The 16432-nt window shown below is 68.5% G+C and carries 15 protein-coding genes and 1 other RNA gene; 5 read left to right on the forward strand and 11 right to left on the reverse strand.

Translation table 11 applies throughout. From position 1 onward, the window contains the following. Positions 1-143 precede the first annotated feature (143 nt). The 11 genes from P2PM1_RS01820 to tkt all read right to left on the reverse strand — a co-directional run bounded on the left by P2PM1_RS01820 (position 144) and on the right by tkt (position 13398). On the reverse strand, positions 144-1175 hold the full coding sequence (locus tag P2PM1_RS01820) for a peptidoglycan -binding protein (protein ID WP_186397565.1): 1032 nt from the start codon (positions 1173-1175) through the stop codon (positions 144-146). Between the two features lie 114 nt (positions 1176-1289). Next, positions 1290-2291: a flagellar motor protein MotA gene (locus P2PM1_RS01825; protein ID WP_186388449.1), complete on the reverse strand. Its 1002-nt coding sequence runs from the start codon at positions 2289-2291 to the stop codon at positions 1290-1292. A gap of 104 nt (positions 2292-2395) precedes the next feature. Next, positions 2396-3190, reverse strand: coding sequence for an inositol monophosphatase family protein (locus P2PM1_RS01830; RefSeq protein ID WP_186388448.1), 795 nt, complete (start codon positions 3188-3190; stop codon positions 2396-2398). Positions 3191-3323: 133 nt separating this feature from the next. Then, positions 3324-3887 (reverse strand): elongation factor P, encoded by a 564-nt coding sequence (gene efp, locus P2PM1_RS01835; RefSeq protein WP_186388447.1) that lies wholly within the window; start codon positions 3885-3887, stop codon positions 3324-3326. A 218-nt stretch (positions 3888-4105) separates the two neighbouring features. After that, positions 4106-5317 (reverse strand): tetratricopeptide repeat protein, encoded by a 1212-nt coding sequence (locus P2PM1_RS01840; protein WP_186397956.1) that lies wholly within the window; start codon positions 5315-5317, stop codon positions 4106-4108. Further along, positions 5314-5958, reverse strand: a complete 645-nt coding sequence (locus P2PM1_RS01845; protein ID WP_186397957.1) for a thiamine phosphate synthase — start codon at positions 5956-5958, stop codon at positions 5314-5316. The genes P2PM1_RS01840 and P2PM1_RS01845 overlap by 4 nt, the downstream gene beginning before the upstream one ends. Positions 5959-6079: 121 nt before the next feature. Next, positions 6080-7111, reverse strand: coding sequence for a class I fructose-bisphosphate aldolase (locus tag P2PM1_RS01850; protein WP_186397958.1), 1032 nt, complete (start codon positions 7109-7111; stop codon positions 6080-6082). Between the two features lie 109 nt (positions 7112-7220). Then, complete coding sequence (gene pgk, locus P2PM1_RS01855) at positions 7221-8414, reverse strand: phosphoglycerate kinase (RefSeq protein ID WP_186397959.1); 1194 nt, start codon at positions 8412-8414, stop codon at positions 7221-7223. A 65-nt stretch (positions 8415-8479) separates the two neighbouring features. Next, a complete protein-coding gene (gene gap / locus P2PM1_RS01860; protein ID WP_186388442.1) occupies positions 8480-9487 on the reverse strand; it encodes a type I glyceraldehyde-3-phosphate dehydrogenase in 1008 nt (335 codons plus the stop codon). 194 nt (positions 9488-9681) lie between these two features. Further along, on the reverse strand, positions 9682-11229 hold the full coding sequence (locus P2PM1_RS01865; protein WP_186388502.1) for an adenylate/guanylate cyclase domain-containing protein: 1548 nt from the start codon (positions 11227-11229) through the stop codon (positions 9682-9684). 186 nt (positions 11230-11415) lie between these two features. Continuing rightward, on the reverse strand, positions 11416-13398 hold the full coding sequence (gene tkt, locus P2PM1_RS01870; RefSeq protein ID WP_186397960.1) for a transketolase: 1983 nt from the start codon (positions 13396-13398) through the stop codon (positions 11416-11418). Between the two features lie 396 nt (positions 13399-13794). Here tkt and P2PM1_RS01875 point away from each other — a divergent pair, with 396 nt between their 5' ends. The 5 genes from P2PM1_RS01875 (at position 13795) to P2PM1_RS01895 (ending at position 16322) form a co-directional block, all read left to right on the forward strand. Further along, the gene (locus P2PM1_RS01875) at positions 13795-14145 is read left to right on the forward strand and encodes a DUF4164 domain-containing protein (protein ID WP_186388440.1); all 351 of its coding nucleotides are present in this window, start codon (positions 13795-13797) and stop codon (positions 14143-14145) included. Positions 14146-14157: 12 nt separating this feature from the next. Then, positions 14158-14535 carry a cell division protein ZapA gene (locus P2PM1_RS01880; protein ID WP_186388439.1) on the forward strand — a complete coding sequence of 126 codons (378 nt, stop codon included), beginning with the start codon at positions 14158-14160 and terminating at the stop codon, positions 14533-14535. Between the two features lie 109 nt (positions 14536-14644). Beyond that, a non-coding RNA gene (gene ssrS / locus P2PM1_RS01885) (6S RNA) lies at positions 14645-14800 on the forward strand. Positions 14801-14874: 74 nt separating this feature from the next. Next, a complete protein-coding gene (locus P2PM1_RS01890) occupies positions 14875-15498 on the forward strand; it encodes a 5-formyltetrahydrofolate cyclo-ligase (protein WP_244293103.1) in 624 nt (207 codons plus the stop codon). After that, positions 15495-16322 carry a TIGR00282 family metallophosphoesterase gene (locus P2PM1_RS01895; protein ID WP_186397961.1) on the forward strand — a complete coding sequence of 276 codons (828 nt, stop codon included), beginning with the start codon at positions 15495-15497 and terminating at the stop codon, positions 16320-16322. Before P2PM1_RS01890 ends, P2PM1_RS01895 begins: the two co-directional genes overlap by 4 nt. Positions 16323-16432: the final 110 nt, after the last annotated feature.

A 16432-nucleotide genomic window follows, 5' to 3' on the forward strand; every position in this document is an offset into this window, starting at 1 on the left:
TCTGGTCGCGTCTGTGATACGCGGCGCGACCGTATCTCGCGCCGATCCGGGCGATTTTCGATGAAAAGAGGCCGTTTCCGGATCGGGAACGGCCTTTTGCTTTTTCCGCTGCCGGGAGTGGGCGGGCATTGACCCGGCGGCGATCAGCGCTCGGTGAGCTTCAGCTCGATGCGGCGGTTGCGGGCGAGCACCTCGTCGCTGTCACCCTCTTCCAGCGGCTGGAACTCGCCGAAGCCGGCGGCGACCAGCCGTCTGGGATCGACGCCCTGGTCGACCAGGTAGCGCACCACCGAGATCGCGCGGGCGGCCGACAGCTCCCAGTTGTTGCGGAAGCGTCCGGTCCCCGAAAGCGGGCGCGCGTCGGTGTGGCCGTCGACCCGCAGCACCCAGTTGATCTCCGAAGGAATCTGGACCGCGAGCTCCTTGACCGCGTCGGCGAGCTTGCGCAGCTCTTCTTCGCCCGCCGGATTGATCGTCTCGACACCGGAAGAAAACAGCACTTCGGACTGGAAGACGAAGCGGTCGCCGACGACCCGGATGTCGGAACGCTGGGAGAGAATCTCGCGCAGGCGGCCGAAGAAGTCCGACCGGTAGCGCGACAGTTCCTGCACCCGCTGGGCCAGCGCCACGTTCAGCCGGCGTCCGAGATCGGCGATCTTGGTCTGGCTTTCGCGGTCGCGGCTTTCCGAGGCCTCCAGCGCATCCTCCAGCGCAGCGATCTGGCGGCGCAGGGCCGAGATCTGCTGGTTGAGCAGTTCCACCTGGGAGAGGGCGCGCTGCGACAGGCGGCGCTCCTCCTCCAGCGCGCTTTCCATGCCGGCAAGGGCGCCGCCGGTCTGGCTGGCCCGGTCCGAGGAGGTGTCGAGCAGGCCCTGCAGGCGCCGCTGTTCGGCCTCGGCATCGGAGAGGTTGGCGGTCAGCGTGGCGATAGTGTCCTGCAGGTCGCGGCCGCTCGCCCGCTCCAGCGCCAGCAGTTCGGTCAGTTCGGAGATCTGGGCGTTGAGGCGGTTGAGCACCGTGTCGCGCCCGGAAAGCTGCTGCCCGAGGAAGAACTGGGCGAGCACGAAGATCGACAGCAGGAAGATGATGACGAGCAGCAGCGAGGCCATGGCGTCGACGAAGCCCGGCCAATAGTCCGTGCGTCCCTCCCGCCGTCTCATGCGCGTGCCGGCCATAGCTCTAGAGCCCTTTCGGCCAATTCGAAGTCAATTCCGCTTCTCGATCGGGGCGGTGACCCGGCGGCGAAACGGTCGCAGCGCGCCCGCCAATCGGAAGCCCTGCGGGACGGGTCATTTCGGCTCGTCCTTGATCCGCTCGAACGCCGCCGCCATGGTCTTGAGCAGGTGCTCGATCCGCTTCTGCTGCTCGGACTGCTCGTCGGCCCAGTCGCGCATCATCTGCTGCTCGCTGCGCACATGCTGGACGAGGCCCTGGATGCCCTCGGCGAGGTTGGCCATGGCCACCGCCGCGTTGCGCCCGGCTCCGCCGCCGCCCTCGGCAACGGTCTTGCGCAGGTTGTCGATGGCGAAGCGCAGTTCGACTAGGCCGGAGCCGGCGCTGCCGGCCTCGTCCGGATCGATGTCGGTGAGGGTGGTCAGCCAGTCTTCCAGCTCGTTGTAGAACCGGTTCTGCGCCTGGCTGGCCTGCAGGTCGAGGAAGCCGAGGACCAGCGAGCCGGTGAGGCCGAACAGCGAGGACGAGAAGGCGGTGCCCATGCCGGCCAGCGGCGCCTCGAGGCCGGCCTTGAGGTCCTCGAAGATGACATTGGCATCGGCGGAGCCGACATCGAGGCTCTGGATCGTCACGTTGACCGAGCCGACGGTCTGCAGCAGGCCCCAGAACGTGCCGAGCAGGCCGAGAAACACCAGCAGGCCGGTGAGGTAGCGCGCCATCTCGCGCGCCTCGTCGAGACGCATGCCGATGGAATCGAGGATCGAGCGGGTGGTGGCCGGGGACAGGATCGTGTCGCCTGCGCGGTTGCCGAGCAGCGTCGCCATCGGCGCCAGCAGCACCGGCGGGCGGCGGACCTCGATGCCGGGATCGCCGAGGCGGAAGCCGTTGACCCAGTTCACCTCCGGCATCAGGCGGATGACCTGGCGGATGGCGAGCAGGATGCCGACGACGCCGGTGCCGATGATCAGCCCGTTGAGACCGGGATTGCTCATGAAGGCGGAGGCGATCTGGCGATAGAGGATGAGCGCGATGAACGCGACCACCGCCAGGAAGATGATCATCCGGATCAGATAGACCCAGGGACTGGACAGGCTGTACGAATCATAGGCACGCGCCATGACGGCTTGTCTTCTCCCTATTGAGGACAAGCCCTTGATAGCGTGATTTTCACCGGACTGGAAAGCCGTAATGTCGCCCGCCCGCCCCGCCGCGGGGGCGAGCCTCAGCTCCGCGCGGCCTTGAGCAACTGGCGAAGCTGCAACTGGACCTGCTCGTTGCCGGCAACGATGGAGCGGGTCTCGAACATCTTTTCGCCGCCGTCGATGTCGGTGACGTAGCCGCCCGCCTCGCGCACCAGCAGCAGGCCGGCCGCCATGTCCCAGGGCGACAGGCCGTGCTCCCAGAACCCGTCGAAACGGCCGGCAGCGGTCCAGGCAAGGTCGAGGGCGGCGGCGCCGCAACGGCGGATGCCGGCGACCTCGCCCATGACGTGGCGCAGCTCCTTGAGCGTGCGGGCATGGTCGCCGACGCCGAGGAAGGGGATGCCGGTGGCGATGACGCAGTCCGGCAGGGACTTGCGCGCGGCGACGCGCAGCCGCCGGTCGTTGAGGAAGGCGCCGCGGCCGCGCTCGGCGGTGAAGAGCTCGTCCATCGCCGGATTGTAGATGACGCCGGCGACGATCACCCCGTCGCGCTCCAGCGCGATCGAGACGTTGAACATCGGGATGCCGTGCAGGAAGTTGGTGGTGCCGTCGAGCGGGTCGACGATCCAGCGGTGCTGCGGATCCTCGCCCTCGATGGTGCCGGACTCCTCCATCAGGAAACCGTAGCCGGGACGCGCCTTCTGCAACTCGGCGCGCACGATCTTCTCGGCGGCGATGTCGGCGGCCGACACGAAGTCGCTCGGCCCCTTGCGCGAGACCTGCAGGTTCTCGACCTCGCCGAAATCGCGGGCGAGGCTGCGGCCGGCCTTCAGCGCGGCCTGGACCATGACATTCAGGATGGCGGAGCGGGACATGACGGTTCCTGGAAGCTTCCTGCCGGAATTGGCGCGGAATTGGCGCGGAATTGGCGCGGGATCGGCGGTGGGTCCGGCCGCGCAAGAGGGGGCGGGACGGCGGCGGATGCGGCCGCCGGCCCGTGCGGGTGCCTCAGTCGGCGCGGCGGACGTATTCGACCAGTTCGGTGTCGACGATGATCCTCTCGCCGGCGGTGATGAAGGGCGGCACCATGACGCGCACGCCGTTCTCCAGCATGGCCGGCTTATAGGACGAGGACTGGGTCTGGCCCTTGACCACGGCATCGGCTTCGGTGATCTCCAGCGTGACATACTGGGGCAGGGTGATGCCGATCGGACGATCCTCGTGCATCTCCAGCGTCACCATCATGCCGTCCTGCAGGAAGGCGGCACGCTCGCCGACGAAATCGGCCTGGAGCTCGATCTGCTCGTAGGTCTCGGTGTTCATGAAGACCAGCATGTCTTCCTGGGGATAGAGATACTGGAAGTCCTTCTGCTCGAGGCGCACGCGCTCGACCTTGTCGGCGGAGCGGAAGCGCTCGTTGAGCTTGCGGCCGTCGATGAGGTTCTTCATCTCGACCTGGGCGAAGGCGCCGCCCTTGCCCGGCTTGACGTGCTCGACCTTGACGACCGCCCAGAGCGTCTCCTGGTGCTGCAGCACGTTGCCCGGCTTGATCTCGTTCCCGTTGATCTTCATGTGTCTTCTTCCGTTTCCAACTGTCCTGCGGCGGTTCGCTCCGCGGGGGCAATCCGCTGCCCCTGCCGCAGGCGTCTCCGGCGCCGCCTGGGCCGCCGGGCCCGTCCGGGCGGGCCCCTGGCATGGGCGCCGTTGCGTCGGCCGGGCACAATGTCTGGTGCGCGGCCTGTCCACCACACTTCCGGTTGCCAATCAAGCAAAAAGGCGGTTTTGCCGGCTCAGGGCGTGAGGTCGGGGCTGTCCTCGACGGTCAGGTCGGCCGCCGCCGCATAGCTTTCGGCGAAGGCGGTCGCCTTGGCCAGCGTCTCCAGGTCGATCGAGGCGAGCACGCCGTCCATCTCCAGATCCGAGATGCCGAGCGCGCGGGCGGCCATGTGCCAGCCGGCCGCCTTCTCCAGGTCGACCTCGCGGCCGCGCCCGAAGGCATAGGTCCGCGCCAGGCGGTTCATCGCCACCGGATTGCCGGCGCTGGCGGCGCGCTCGAACCAGTCGGCCGCTTCCGTCTCGTCCGGATCGACGCCGCGACCGTTGAAGCGCAGGATGGCGTAGCGCACCTGCGCCCCGACATGGCCCTGGCGGGCGGCGCGCCCCATCCAGAAGGCGGCGCGCTGCTCGCTGCGGATGTCGGCGGGGCCGTCGAGATAGAACTGGGCGAGCTGGAAGCGGGCGTCGACATCATCGAGATCGGCGGCCTTTTCCAACAGTTCCAGCGCCCGGTCGGGATCGAGCGGCCGTCCCTCGCCGGTGCGATAGAGGCCGGCGAGATTGTAGATCGCCTCCGGAATGCCGGCATTGGCGGCGATCTCGAACATGTCGCCGGCCTTCACCTTGTCCTGCGCGACGCCGAGGCCGTTGAGCAGCATCAGGCCATAGCGCAGGGCAGCGCGGGTATCGCCATTGTTGGCGGCCAACTGATACCAGCTTGCCGCCAGTTCCGCGTCCTGCGGCAGGCCGCGCCCGGTCTCGTAGAGCACGCCGAGCAGGGTCTGCGCAGCGGCATCCCCGGCCTCGGCACGCGGTGTCGCCCGCGCCAGGGCGGTCAGATACCAGCCGCGCTGGAAGGCGCCATAGGCGTAGTCGCGGATCTCGTCCTCGACCTGGAGGGGCAGCGGCGGCGCGACGCTGGTGGGCGGCACGAGAAGGGGAATGTCCACATCCGGGCTGACCGGGCGCTGCAGCACGGAGGAGAGCCGCTCGGCGATCTCCTCGGGCGTGGGCATCCTGCCGGCCCCGGGAAGATCCGGCGCCGGCGCGGCGGTCGCGGCGTCCGGTTCGGCAGGAGCGTCGGCGGGCGTTTCGGCTGATGTTTCGGGGGCAGCTTCGGGGGCTGCTTCGGGGGGGGTGTCCTGGGCAAGGGCAGGAGGCGCCGCCGTCCAGATGGACAGCAGCACTGCCAGCATGCCTGCCTGCCACCCTCCGCGTGCGCTCATCCGCCATCCGCCTCCGTCAGTTCGAAACGGGACAGAACCTCGTTGGCCGCACGCACCGCCGCCTCGGGACCGTCCGGATGGTTCCACACGGCGCCGCGCAGGGCGACGAAGTCGGCGCCGGTGGCGGCACAGGTCTCGACGCCGGCGAGGTCGCTGCCGCACAGGGCGACGCAGGGCGTCTCGAACATTTCCGCCCACCAGGACGAGAACTGCAGCGTCTTGGCGTGCGGCTCGACGTCCTCCTCGCGCGCCAGCAGGCCGAACATCACGTAATCGACGCCGAGTTCGGCGAGGGTCATCGCGTCATGGCGGGTGGGGATGTCGCCGGCTCCGACGATGCCGCGGGGCTGGAACGTCTCCAGCGCGCGCTTCAGGTCCTCGTCCGAGGTGTCGACATGGATGCCGTCGGCGCGGCTGCGGCCGGCGGCGCGCGAATCGTTCTGCACCAGCACAGCCGTCCCCGCCGCCTGGGCGATCGGCACGATGGTCTCGGCGATCTTCTGGAAGCCGGCCTCGCCCCAGCCGCCGTCGGTGATCAGCAGGCAGGCCACGTCGCCGCCGGCAAGGGCGGAGGCGAGGTCCTTGCAGAACCCGTCGAGCTCGAAACTCGCGGGCGTAATCAGGTAGAGGCGCGGGTGCACGGCGCATCCTTCCGCTTCGTCGGCCGGGCAATCTGAACCCGTCCCGGAATGAGGGGCGATCACGGCAAAAGAGGGGCGAAACCGCCCCTCTCGTCAAGCTCGGTCAGTCTCGATGTGCCGGTCAGGCGGTCTCGAGCGACTTGGCCCACTCGCCCTTGGCGGCGAGCCCGTTCATGCGGGCGCGGTGCAGGAAGGCGGCCTGGCCGGCCGGAACGTTCTCCGGCTTGCCGCCCCAGGCCTTCAGCGCGGCCTGCTGCAGCGCGCGGCCATAGGAGAAGGTCAGCTTCCAGGGAAGCGGGCCGGCGGCGTTCATCAGGTGCAGGTGCTCGGTCGCCTCGATGTCGGACTGGCCGCCGGACAGGAACGCGATGCCCGGCACGGCCGCCGGCACGGTGGCCTTCAGGCAGCGCAGGGTCAGCTCGGCGACTTCCTCGGCCGTGGCCTGGATCGGGGCGTTCTTACCCGGGACGATCATGTTCGGCTTGAGGATGATGCCCTCGAGCAGGATGTCCATCTGGAACAGCTCGGCGAACACGGTGTTCAGCGTCCACTCGGTGACCTCGTAGCAGGTCTCGATGTCGTGGGCCGCCGAGGGGCCGTCCATCAGCACTTCCGGCTCGACGATCGGCACGATGCCGGCTTCCTGGCACAGCGCGGCATAGCGGGCGAGCGCATGGGCGTTGGTCTGGATGCAGGTGCTGGACGGCAGGCCGTCCTCCTCGTTGATGTCGATCACTGCGCGCCACTTGGCGAAACGGGCGCCGAGCTCGTAATACTCGGCAAGACGCTCGCGCAGCCCGTCGAGGCCTTCGGTGACGGTCTCGCCGGGGAAGCCGGCAAGCGGCTTGGCGCCCTTGTCGACCTTGATGCCCGGAACGGCGCCGGCCTTGCGGATCATCTCGACGAAGGGCGTGCCGTCGGCCGCCTTCTGGCGCAGCGTCTCGTCGAACAGGATGACGCCGGAAATGCAGTCGTTCATCGCCTCGGTGCTGGAGAACAGCATCTCGCGATAGGCGCGGCGGTTGTCCTCGGTGTTCTCCGTGCCGATCTGCTCGAAGCGCTTCTTGATCGTGCCGGTGCTTTCGTCGGCGGCAAGGATGCCCTGACCGGTGGCCACCATGGCCTGTGCGATATCCTCGAGACGTTCACTCATCCGATGAGACCCTCTTCTTGCGTGCAAGCGTTGCCGCTCTGCGTTGGCGGCGTTCTATCAAAAGCGCCGCGCTTTAGAAGGCGCGGCGCAAGCTGTTTCGCCGAAAGGCTTAATTCTCGAGTGCGACGACGCCCGGCAGAACCTTGCCCTCGAGCCATTCGAGGAAGGCGCCGCCGGCGGTCGAGACATAGGTGAAATCGTCGGCGACGCCGGCATGGTTGAGGGCGGCGACCGTGTCGCCGCCGCCGGCGACGCTGGTCAGCGACCCATCGCGGCTGCGCCCGGCGGCATGGCGGGCGGCGGCCACCGTGGCGATGTCGAAGGGCTCGATCTCGAAGGCGCCGAGCGGGCCGTTCCACACCAGGGTGGCGGCGGCGTCGATCTTCGCCGCGACATTGGCGACCGAGGCCGGGCCGACGTCGAGGATCATCGCATCTTCCGGCACCGCATCGACGGCAACGGTCTCGCTGGCCGCGCCTGCCTTGAACTCGCGGGCAACGACCGCATCGACCGGCAGCACGATCTCGCAGCCGGCGGCTGCGGCGGCATCCATGATCCGCCGCGCGGTGTCGGCAAGGTCGTGCTCGCACAGCGACTTGCCGACCGAGACGCCCTTGGCGGCGAGGAAGGTGTTGGCCATGCCGCCGCCGATCACCAGCAGGTCGACCTTCTTCACCAGGTTCTCGAGCAGGTCGATCTTGGAGGAGACCTTGGCGCCGCCGACGACGGCGAGCACCGGGCGCACCGGCGTGGTCAGGGCCAAGGCGAGCGCCTCCAGCTCCGCCTGCATGGTGCGGCCGGCATAGGCCGGCAGGCGGCGGGCGAGGCCTTCCGTCGAGGCATGGGCGCGGTGGGCGGCGGAGAAGGCGTCGTTGACATAGAGGTCGCCGAGCGCGGCGAGCGCATCGGCAAAGGCGCCGTCGTTCTTTTCCTCGCCGGCGTGGAAGCGGGTGTTCTCCAGCAGGGCGACATCGCCGTCCTTCAGCCCGTCAATGAGCGAGGCGGCGGCAGCGCCGATGCAGTCCGCGGCAAAGGCGACCGGCCGGCCGAGGCGATCGGAGAGGGCGGCGGCGACGGGCGCGAGGCTCATCTGCGGCACCACGGCGCCCTTGGGGCGGCCGAAATGGGCGAGCAGCACCACCCGCGCGCCCTTGTCGGCGAGTTCGCGGATGGTCGGCAGAACCCGGTCGATGCGGGTGGTGTCGGTCACCCGGCTGCCGTCCATCGGCACGTTCAGGTCGACGCGCACCAGCGCGCGACGGCCGGACAGGTTGCCGAGATCGTCAAGGGTCTTGAAGGTCATGGTCGCTCGCCTGGATGTCTCATGCGCAACGGCCGGCGCGAGGGGCGCCGGCCGTGCCTGCCAAGTCAGATGGTCTTCGCGAAGGCCACCGCGGTGTCCGACATGCGGTTGGAGAAGCCCCACTCGTTGTCGTACCAGGACATCACGCGGACGAGGTCGCCATCGATCACCTTGGTCTGGTCGAGCGCGAAGGTCGACGAGGCGCCGTTGTGGTTGAGGTCGATGGAGACCAGCGGCTCGTCGGTATAGGCAAGGATGCCCTTGAGCGCGCCGTCGGCGGCCGCCACCAGCGCGGCGTTGACCTCGGCCACGGTGACCTTGCGCTTGGGCACGAACTTGAAGTCGACGACCGAGACGTTCGGCGTCGGGACGCGGATCGAGACGCCGTCCAGCTTGCCGTTCAGCTCCGGCAGCACCAGGCCGACGGCCTTGGCGGCGCCGGTCGAGGTCGGGATCATCGACATCGCCGCGGCGCGGGCGCGATAGAGATCCTTGTGCATGGTGTCGAGGGTCGGCTGGTCGCCGGTATAGGCGTGCACCGTGGTCATGAAGCCCTTCTCGATGCCGAAGGCGTCGTTGAGGACCTTGGCGACCGGCGCCAGGCAGTTGGTGGTGCAGGAGGCGTTGGAGACGACCTTGTGCTCGCTGGAGAGCTTGTCGTGGTTGACGCCATAGACGACCGTCAGGTCGGCACCGTTGGCCGGGGCGGAGACCAGCACGCGCTTGGAGCCGTTCTCCAGGTGCAAGGCGGCCTTGGCGCGGTCGGTGAAGATGCCGGTGCACTCCATGGCGATGTCGACGCCGAGATCGCCCCAGGGCAGGTCCTTGGGGTCGCGCACCGCAGTGACCTTGATCGGGCCGGTGCCGACGTCGATCGTGTCGCCGTCGACGGTCACCGTCGCCGGGAAGCGACCATGGACGGAGTCATAGCGCAGCAGGTGGGCGTTGGTCTCGACCGGGCCGAGATCGTTGATCGCTACGACCTGGATGTCGGTGCGGCCCGACTCCACGATGGCGCGCAGCACGTTGCGTCCGATGCGACCAAACCCGTTGATGGCAACCTTCACGGTCATGCGTGTCTCTCCTGTGGCGGCGAACCGCGTTCCTTGGGCGATTGATCTGGCCGAGCCGGGCGATCCAATACCGTGTTGTCCGGCTCCTGTCGTCTTTGGAGCGCCGTTTCACGGCGCCCGATGGCTGGTTACCGAAGCCTCGTCACGGATGCAACGGGTTCAAGCAACATATCTGGCCGATGCGCGCGCATGTCTCAGGCCTTGTCGTTTGCTGCCGTCTCCCGCATCCGCACCGCGCCGAGGGCCTTTTCCAGCACGGCCTCGGCCTTGCGCCGGGCTTCGGCGTCGAGTTTCGCAAGGTCGAGATGGAGAACGAGGCCCTCGTCCTCCTCGCTGATGGTCTGCGGATGGGCTGCGTCCGCCTCGCGCAGCCCCTCGACGGCATAGGGCACGATCTCTCCGGGAATGCCCTTCAGCGTGATCGGTTCCAGCCGGCGCACGCGCACCCGGTCCTGCACATGCGCCCAGGTCTCGTAGGAGATGACGATGCCGCCGGGCTGGGCGATCCCCTGCAGGCGGGCGGCCAGGTTCGCCTCCGCGCCGATGATCGTGTAGTCCATGCGGTCGGACGAGCCGAAATTGCCGACATTGCAATAGCCGGTGTTGATGCCCATGCGGACCTCGAACGGCTTTTCTATCCCGCGCCGGCGCCAGAGCGCGTTCAGTTCCGCCATGCGCTTCTGCATCGCGATCGCCATGTCGAGGCAGGCATTGGCATCCTCGCGCGCGCCGCGCGTCTCCGGATCGCCGAAGAAGGCGAGGATCGCATCGCCGATGAACTTGTCGACGGTGGCGCCATGCGCCTGGGCGATGGCGGACATTTCCGTGAAATACTCGTTGAGCAGGCTGGTCAGCTCCTCGGGCTGCAGATGCTCGGCCGTCTCCGTGAAGTCCTTGATGTCGGAGAAGAAGATCGTCAGCTTTTTGCGCTCGGTGGAGATCACCACGTCCTTCTCGCCGGAGAAGATCGACTTGTAGATCTGCGGCGAGAGGTATTTCGAGATCTTCATCGAGATGGAGGCGAGGAAGCCGTTCGCCTCCTCAAGCTCCGCGTTCATCCGGCGGAAATCGTTGGCCTGCCGCCATTGCAATCCTGCGAAGGCGACGCCGAAGGCGCTCGCTCCGGCGAAGTAGAGGAACAGATACTTGAAGGAGAACAGGTTCCTGGCGATCGGCTGGTGGACGGTGATGGCCTGGATGCCGCGCACGTCGCCGACCTGCCAGTCGTGCCTCGGGCTTTCGGGATGGGTGTTGTGGCAGGAGACGCAAGCCTGGCCCAGAACCACCGGAACGGCCATGCGGATCTGCCGCTCGAACAGCGAGCCGGAGAAATCGGTGGCGACCGCATCGGCCGAACGGCTCTGGCGGAAACTCGCCAGCGCGCCGGCCTCGAAAGCGTCGAGCTTGTGGGAGGCCCGGTTGGCGAAGGGCAGATCGGAGACGAAGCGGTACTCGACATCGCCGCCGCCACGGCCGGCGATCACCCCGCCCAGTTCCAGCGACAGGGTCGCCGGGATCGGGATTGCTCCCGGCACGTCCTCGTAATTGTGAACGGCGACGGAATCGCCGGTATGGGCCTGGACACGGCCGACCACGTTGGAGCCGTAATAGGCGCGGATCTCCGACACCATGGCGTTGAGGGTGCGCGCCTGGGTCGCCAGGCCGGCGTCGGAAAGGTTCCGGAGATCCAGCCAGACGGCGACCGGCAGCAGCGCGAGCGCCATGGCGATGGCAAGCGCCATGATCCAGGGACGCTCGGCAATCGAGCGCCAGAGGGCGTGAGTGGAACGGCGTTCCCCGGGGGTGGGCGACACGTCGGCGATCTCCCGATGATCGACAGGTCTTACAGCCGATCGCTGCGTCAGCGCAACGGGCAGGAGAGGGCGGCGGCGCTGCGCCGCCCGTCAGGTTGGTGCCGGAACCGCCGCTTACAGGCGGGCGTTGACGGCGGCGACCACCGCCTCGGCGGTGATGCCGAAGTGGCGGTAGAGCTCCTGATAGGGGCCGCTCGCGCCGAAGCCGGTCATGCCGACGAAGATGCCGTCGGCGCCGATGATGGCGTCCCAGCCCATGCGGATGCCAGCCTCGATGGCGACCTTGACCTTCGCCCCGCCGGCGATGTCGGAGCGGTAGTCGGCCGACTGGCGCTCGAACCGCTCCATGCAGGGCACGGAGACGACGCGGGTCGCGGTGCCGGCGGCCTCCAGCGTCTCGCGGGCCTGCAGCGCGATCTCGATCTCCGAGCCGGAGGCGAAGATGGTGACTTCGGGCGCCTCGTCGCTGTCGGCGAGGACATAGGCACCCCGGGCGGACAGGTTCTCGGCCTCGAAGCTGGTGCGCACCGCCGGCAGGTTCTGGCGCGTCAGGGCGAGAACGCTCGGCGTCTCGCTGGTTTCCAGCGCCAACTGCCAGCATTCCAGCGTCTCGGTGACGTCGGCGGGGCGGTAGAAGTCGAGATTGGGGATCGCCCGCAGCGCGGCGTAATGCTCGACCGGCTGGTGGGTCGGGCCGTCCTCGCCGAGACCGATGCTGTCATGGGTCATCACATGGATGACCCGCTGGCGCATCAGCGCCGCAAGGCGAATGGCCGGACGGGCATAGTCGGAGAACACCAGGAAGGTGCCGGAATAGGGGATGGTGCCGCCATGCAGCGCCATGCCGTTCATCGCCGCGGCCATGCCGTGCTCGCGGATGCCCCAGTGCAGGTAGCGGCCGGTGAAGTCGTCCGGCGTGATCGGGGCGGTGTCGGCGGTCCGGGTGTTGTTGGAGCCGGTCAGGTCGGCCGAGCCGCCGATCGTCTCCGGCACCACCTTGGTGATCGTGCCGAGCACATATTCGGAGGCCTTGCGGGTCGCCATGGTCGGCTTGTCCTGGGCGATCTGCTTCTTGAGCTTCGCCATCGTCTCGCCGAAGCCGGCGGGCAGGTCGCCGCGCAGGCGACGCTCGAACTCCGAGCGGCGCTCGGTGTCGGCGGCGGCAAGGCGCTTTTCCCACTCCTTGCGGGCCTGGCCGGAGCGCAGGCCGGCGATGCGCCAGGCGTCGAGAATGTCGCTGGGCACCTCGAAGGCCTCATGCGCCCAGCCGAGCGCCTTGCGGGTCGCGGCCAGTTCCTCGGCGCCGAGCGGCGAGCCGTGCACCTTTTCCGAGCCGGCCTTGTTCGGTGCGCCGAAGCCGATGACGGTCTTGGCGGCGATCAGGGTCGGGCGGTCGCTGTTGCGCGCCTCGGTCAGCGCGGCGGCGATCGCCACCGGATCGTGGCCGTCGATGGCGACGGTCTTCCAGCCGCTGGCCTCGAAGCGCTCGAGCTGGTTGGTGCTGTCGGTGAGCGACACCTTGCCATCGATGGAGATGCCGTTGTCGTCCCAGATGACGATCAGGCGATTGAGCTTCAGGTGACCGGCGAGCGAGATCGCCTCCTGGCTGATGCCTTCCATCAGGCAGCCGTCACCGGCCAGCACATAGGTGTAGTGATCGGTAAGGTCGGCGCCGAAGGTCTCGCGCAGATGGCGCTCGGAGATCGCCATGCCGACGGCATTGGCAAGGCCCTGGCCGAGCGGGCCGGTGGTGGTCTCGATGCCGGCGCCGTGGCCGTATTCGGGGTGACCGGCGGTCAGCGCACCGATCTGGCGGAACTTCTTGAGCTGGTCGAGGGTGAAGTCCTCGGAGCCGAGCAGGTAGTGGACCGCATAGAGCAGCATCGAGCCATGGCCGGCCGACAGCACGAAGCGGTCGCGGTCCGGCCAGTCCGGGCGGGTCGGGTCGTAGTGCATCACCTGGGTGAACAGCACGGTCGCGATGTCGGCCGCGCCCATCGGCAGGCCGGGATGGCCGGACTTGGCCGCTTCCACGGCATCTGCTGCGAGGAAACGGATCGCATTGGCCATGCGATTGTGCTTTACGAGATCGGTCATCTGATTCCGTTCGTCCCTGTCGGTGGCCCACGCGGGCTACTCGTCCGTGATGCGGGCACCGCACGGGTCCCGGTTGTACGCCTCCGGCCTGTCCCAGGGCGCGTCGGGGAGGCGCTGCGCCCGGTCGGGACGGGTCGGCGCGGGTCGTGTCCGGGCCGCCGGCGATATCGGTTTTCCGGCGGTTGCGACCGGTTTTCACCGCAGCCCGCCGAGGCGGCTCGACAAATATCAGGAACCTTGGGCGAGTCAACAAAACGGATCGCCGCAAGGCCTGTCGCACGGCCTTGCCCCCCATCTCGCATCGGGCGGCAAGGAATGGTATAGCGGCAGGGGACGGATGCGGGTATTGCGCCTGCGGGCGGCGCGGTGCTGGCCGCGAATCCACAAGGGGTTGGAATGGACGATACGTCGGGGGTTTCCGGGGGGCAGACGGGCAGGGGCGAGACCCGGCCGGTCGCGTCCGCGGCAGGTCCCGGCGCCAGCGTCGATGCCGCGCTGGACCGGCTGGCGCGGGCGGTGGCCCGGCTGGACGCGGCGGTGCAGCGGCGGCTGGAGGCGGACATGTCGCTGAGCGGCCTGCAGGAGGAATTGCAGCGGCTGGGCGAAGACCGGTCCTCGCTGGCCGCGACGCTGGACACCGCCGAGGCGCGTGTCGCCCGGCTCGAGGATGCCAATCGCGAGGTGTCGCGACGGCTGGTGTCGGCGATGGAATCGATCCGCTCCGTGCTCGAGACGCATGGCGGCTGAGGCGGCGAGGCGATGGCTCAGATAATCGTGACGATCAACGGACGCAGCTTCCGCATGGCCTGCGACGACGGCGAGGAAGAGCGGCTGACCGCGCTTGCCCGCCGCTTCGACAGCGCCATCGACAGCCTGCGCGGCAGTTTCGGCGAGATCGGCGACCTGCGCCTGACGGTGATGGCCGGGATCATGGTCACCGACGAACTGGTGGAGCGCGAGCGGCGGCTCGCGGCGCTGCAGGACGAGGTCGACAGCCTGCGCGAGGCGCGAAGGGTGGCGCTGGACAGCGCGGCGCGCAACGAAGCCGAGCTTGCCGGCCGCATCGTCAACGCGGCCGAAAAGGTCGAGGCGCTGGCGGACGGGCTGGCGCGATCGCTGCGACCCGCGGATGCGTGACCGGCCGCGGGCGCCGGGCATTCCGCGCGCTGCCGGCCGGCCATGCGAAAACCGGGCATGCGAAAACGTGTGTTGTATTTCGCGGCAAAGCGACCCTATATCGGAATTGGCGTGGCTGCGCGGTGCGTCAGGAGACATATCCCCGGGGCCTTACGCATCCCTAGGGAGCTGTTCCTGCTCCGGCCCGTGGGCTGGGGCATACGGCGCCCACCTACTCTGTAGGTTTCCCGGGATTGCAACCTCCAACGGCCGAGGTGGCCACGTCATTTCCCTCTATCGCCGTCGCCCTGGACGGAGCGTCGGCAGCCCTTTCGGCCGCCGCTCCGGGGAGCACGACGCTTGACCTTTCCCGATACCGACATTCCGCAAGAGATCCGCGCCCTGCGCGCGTTGAAGTCCCTGCGCCGCAAGGAGGCGCTCGGGCGCCGCGCCGGCCTGCCCGTCCAGGCGCGGATCGAGGGCGGCCTGGCGCTGGCCGAGGCCGTTGATGCGCTGCGTTTTCCGGAGGGCGCAGTGGTCTCCGGCTTCTGGCCGATCCGAGACGAGATCGATCCCCGGCCGTTGATGGACGCGCTGCGCGCGCGCGGGCATGCGCTGTGCCTGCCGGCGATCGTCGACGGCGACCTGGTGTTCCGCCGGCTGACCCGCGAGACCGTGCTGGTGCCCGCCGGCTTCGGCACGGCCGAACCGCCGGCCGATGCGGACGTCCTTGTGCCCGACTGCATGCTGGTGCCGCTCGCCGCCTTCGACCGGCGGGGCGGGCGGATCGGCTATGGCCGGGGCTATTACGACCGGGCGATCGCGCGCATTGCCGCCGCGCGCGGCGCGCCGCCGGCAACCGTCGGTATTGCCTTTTCGCTGCAGGACGTGGAAAGCGTGCCGGAGGAACCCCACGACCGCCGCCTCGACCGGATCCTGACCGAGCGCGGCTTCATCCAACTGGAAGGACCCGAGCGGGCATGAGGCTGCTGTTTCTGGGTGATCTCGTCGGCCGCAGCGGCCGTCAGGCGGCGACCGATCTGCTGCCGGGGCTGGTCGAGCGCCACTCCATCGACTTCGTGATCGTCAACGGCGAGAACTCGGCGGCCGGCTTCGGCATCACCGAGGAGATCCTGCAGGACGTGCTGGATGCGGGGGCGGATGTCGTCACCACCGGCAATCACGTGTGGGACCAGCGCGACACGCTGGTCTATATCGAGCGGCAGGACCGCCTGCTGCGCCCGCTCAACTTCCCGCAAGGGGCGCCGGGGCGCGGCGCCAACCTGTTCACCGCGCGCAACGGCGCAAGGGTGCTGGTGATGAATGTCATGGGCCGGGTGTTCATGGACAGTCTCGACGATCCTTTCGTTGCGGTGGAGCGGGTGCTGGATGCAACGCCGCTCGGCCAGGTGGCGGATGCCATCGTGATCGACATGCATGCGGAGGCGACCAGCGAGAAGCAGGCGCTGGCGCATTTCGTCGACGGGCGGGCGACGCTGGTGGTGGGAACGCACACGCATGTGCCGACCGCCGACCACCAGATCCTGCCGGGCGGCACCGCCTATATGAGCGATGCCGGCATGTGCGGCGACTACGATTCGGTGCTCGGCATGGAGAAGGACGAGCCGATCTCCCGCTTCCTGCGCAAGATCCCGTCCGGGCGCTTCACCCCGGCAACGGGCGAGGCGACGGTGTGCGGGGTCGCGGTCGAGGTGGACGACGCCACCGGTCTTGCCACCGACATCGAACCGGTGCGGCTGGGCGGGCGGCTCACCCGCGCGCTGCCTTCGTTCTGGACGGCAGGATGACGCAAAAGGCGTTGCCGGCATCGCCAGCCGATGCTGGATTTTCTTGCCGCTGCGGCCTATAACGCGCCGATCTTTTGAGATTGCAGGCGGATCGGGATCGGCAGCACCCG

The sequence above is a fragment of the Stappia sp. P2PMeth1 genome (assembly GCF_900185735.1).
Classification (GTDB): domain Bacteria; phylum Pseudomonadota; class Alphaproteobacteria; order Rhizobiales; family Stappiaceae; genus Stappia.

Bases quoted from the DNA above. Each gene is read 5' to 3' on its own strand.
- P2PM1_RS01820 (WP_186397565.1), bottom strand. From the start codon at position 1,175: ATGGCCGGCACGCGCATGAGACGGCGGGAGGGACGCACGGACTATTGG.
- P2PM1_RS01825 (WP_186388449.1), bottom strand. From the start codon at position 2,291: ATGGCGCGTGCCTATGATTCGTACAGCCTGTCCAGTCCCTGGGTCTAT.
- P2PM1_RS01830 (WP_186388448.1), bottom strand. From the start codon at position 3,190: ATGTCCCGCTCCGCCATCCTGAATGTCATGGTCCAGGCCGCGCTGAAG.
- efp (WP_186388447.1), bottom strand. From the start codon at position 3,887: ATGAAGATCAACGGGAACGAGATCAAGCCGGGCAACGTGCTGCAGCAC.
- P2PM1_RS01840 (WP_186397956.1), bottom strand. From the start codon at position 5,317: ATGAGCGCACGCGGAGGGTGGCAGGCAGGCATGCTGGCAGTGCTGCTG.
- P2PM1_RS01850 (WP_186397958.1), bottom strand. From the start codon at position 7,111: ATGAGTGAACGTCTCGAGGATATCGCACAGGCCATGGTGGCCACCGGT.
- pgk (WP_186397959.1), bottom strand. From the start codon at position 8,414: ATGACCTTCAAGACCCTTGACGATCTCGGCAACCTGTCCGGCCGTCGC.
- gap (WP_186388442.1), bottom strand. From the start codon at position 9,487: ATGACCGTGAAGGTTGCCATCAACGGGTTTGGTCGCATCGGACGCAAC.
- P2PM1_RS01865 (WP_186388502.1), bottom strand. From the start codon at position 11,229: ATGGCGCTTGCCATCGCCATGGCGCTCGCGCTGCTGCCGGTCGCCGTC.
- tkt (WP_186397960.1), bottom strand. From the start codon at position 13,398: ATGACCGATCTCGTAAAGCACAATCGCATGGCCAATGCGATCCGTTTC.
- P2PM1_RS01875 (WP_186388440.1), top strand. From the start codon at position 13,795: ATGGACGATACGTCGGGGGTTTCCGGGGGGCAGACGGGCAGGGGCGAG.
- P2PM1_RS01880 (WP_186388439.1), top strand. From the start codon at position 14,158: ATGGCTCAGATAATCGTGACGATCAACGGACGCAGCTTCCGCATGGCC.
- P2PM1_RS01895 (WP_186397961.1), top strand. From the start codon at position 15,495: ATGAGGCTGCTGTTTCTGGGTGATCTCGTCGGCCGCAGCGGCCGTCAG.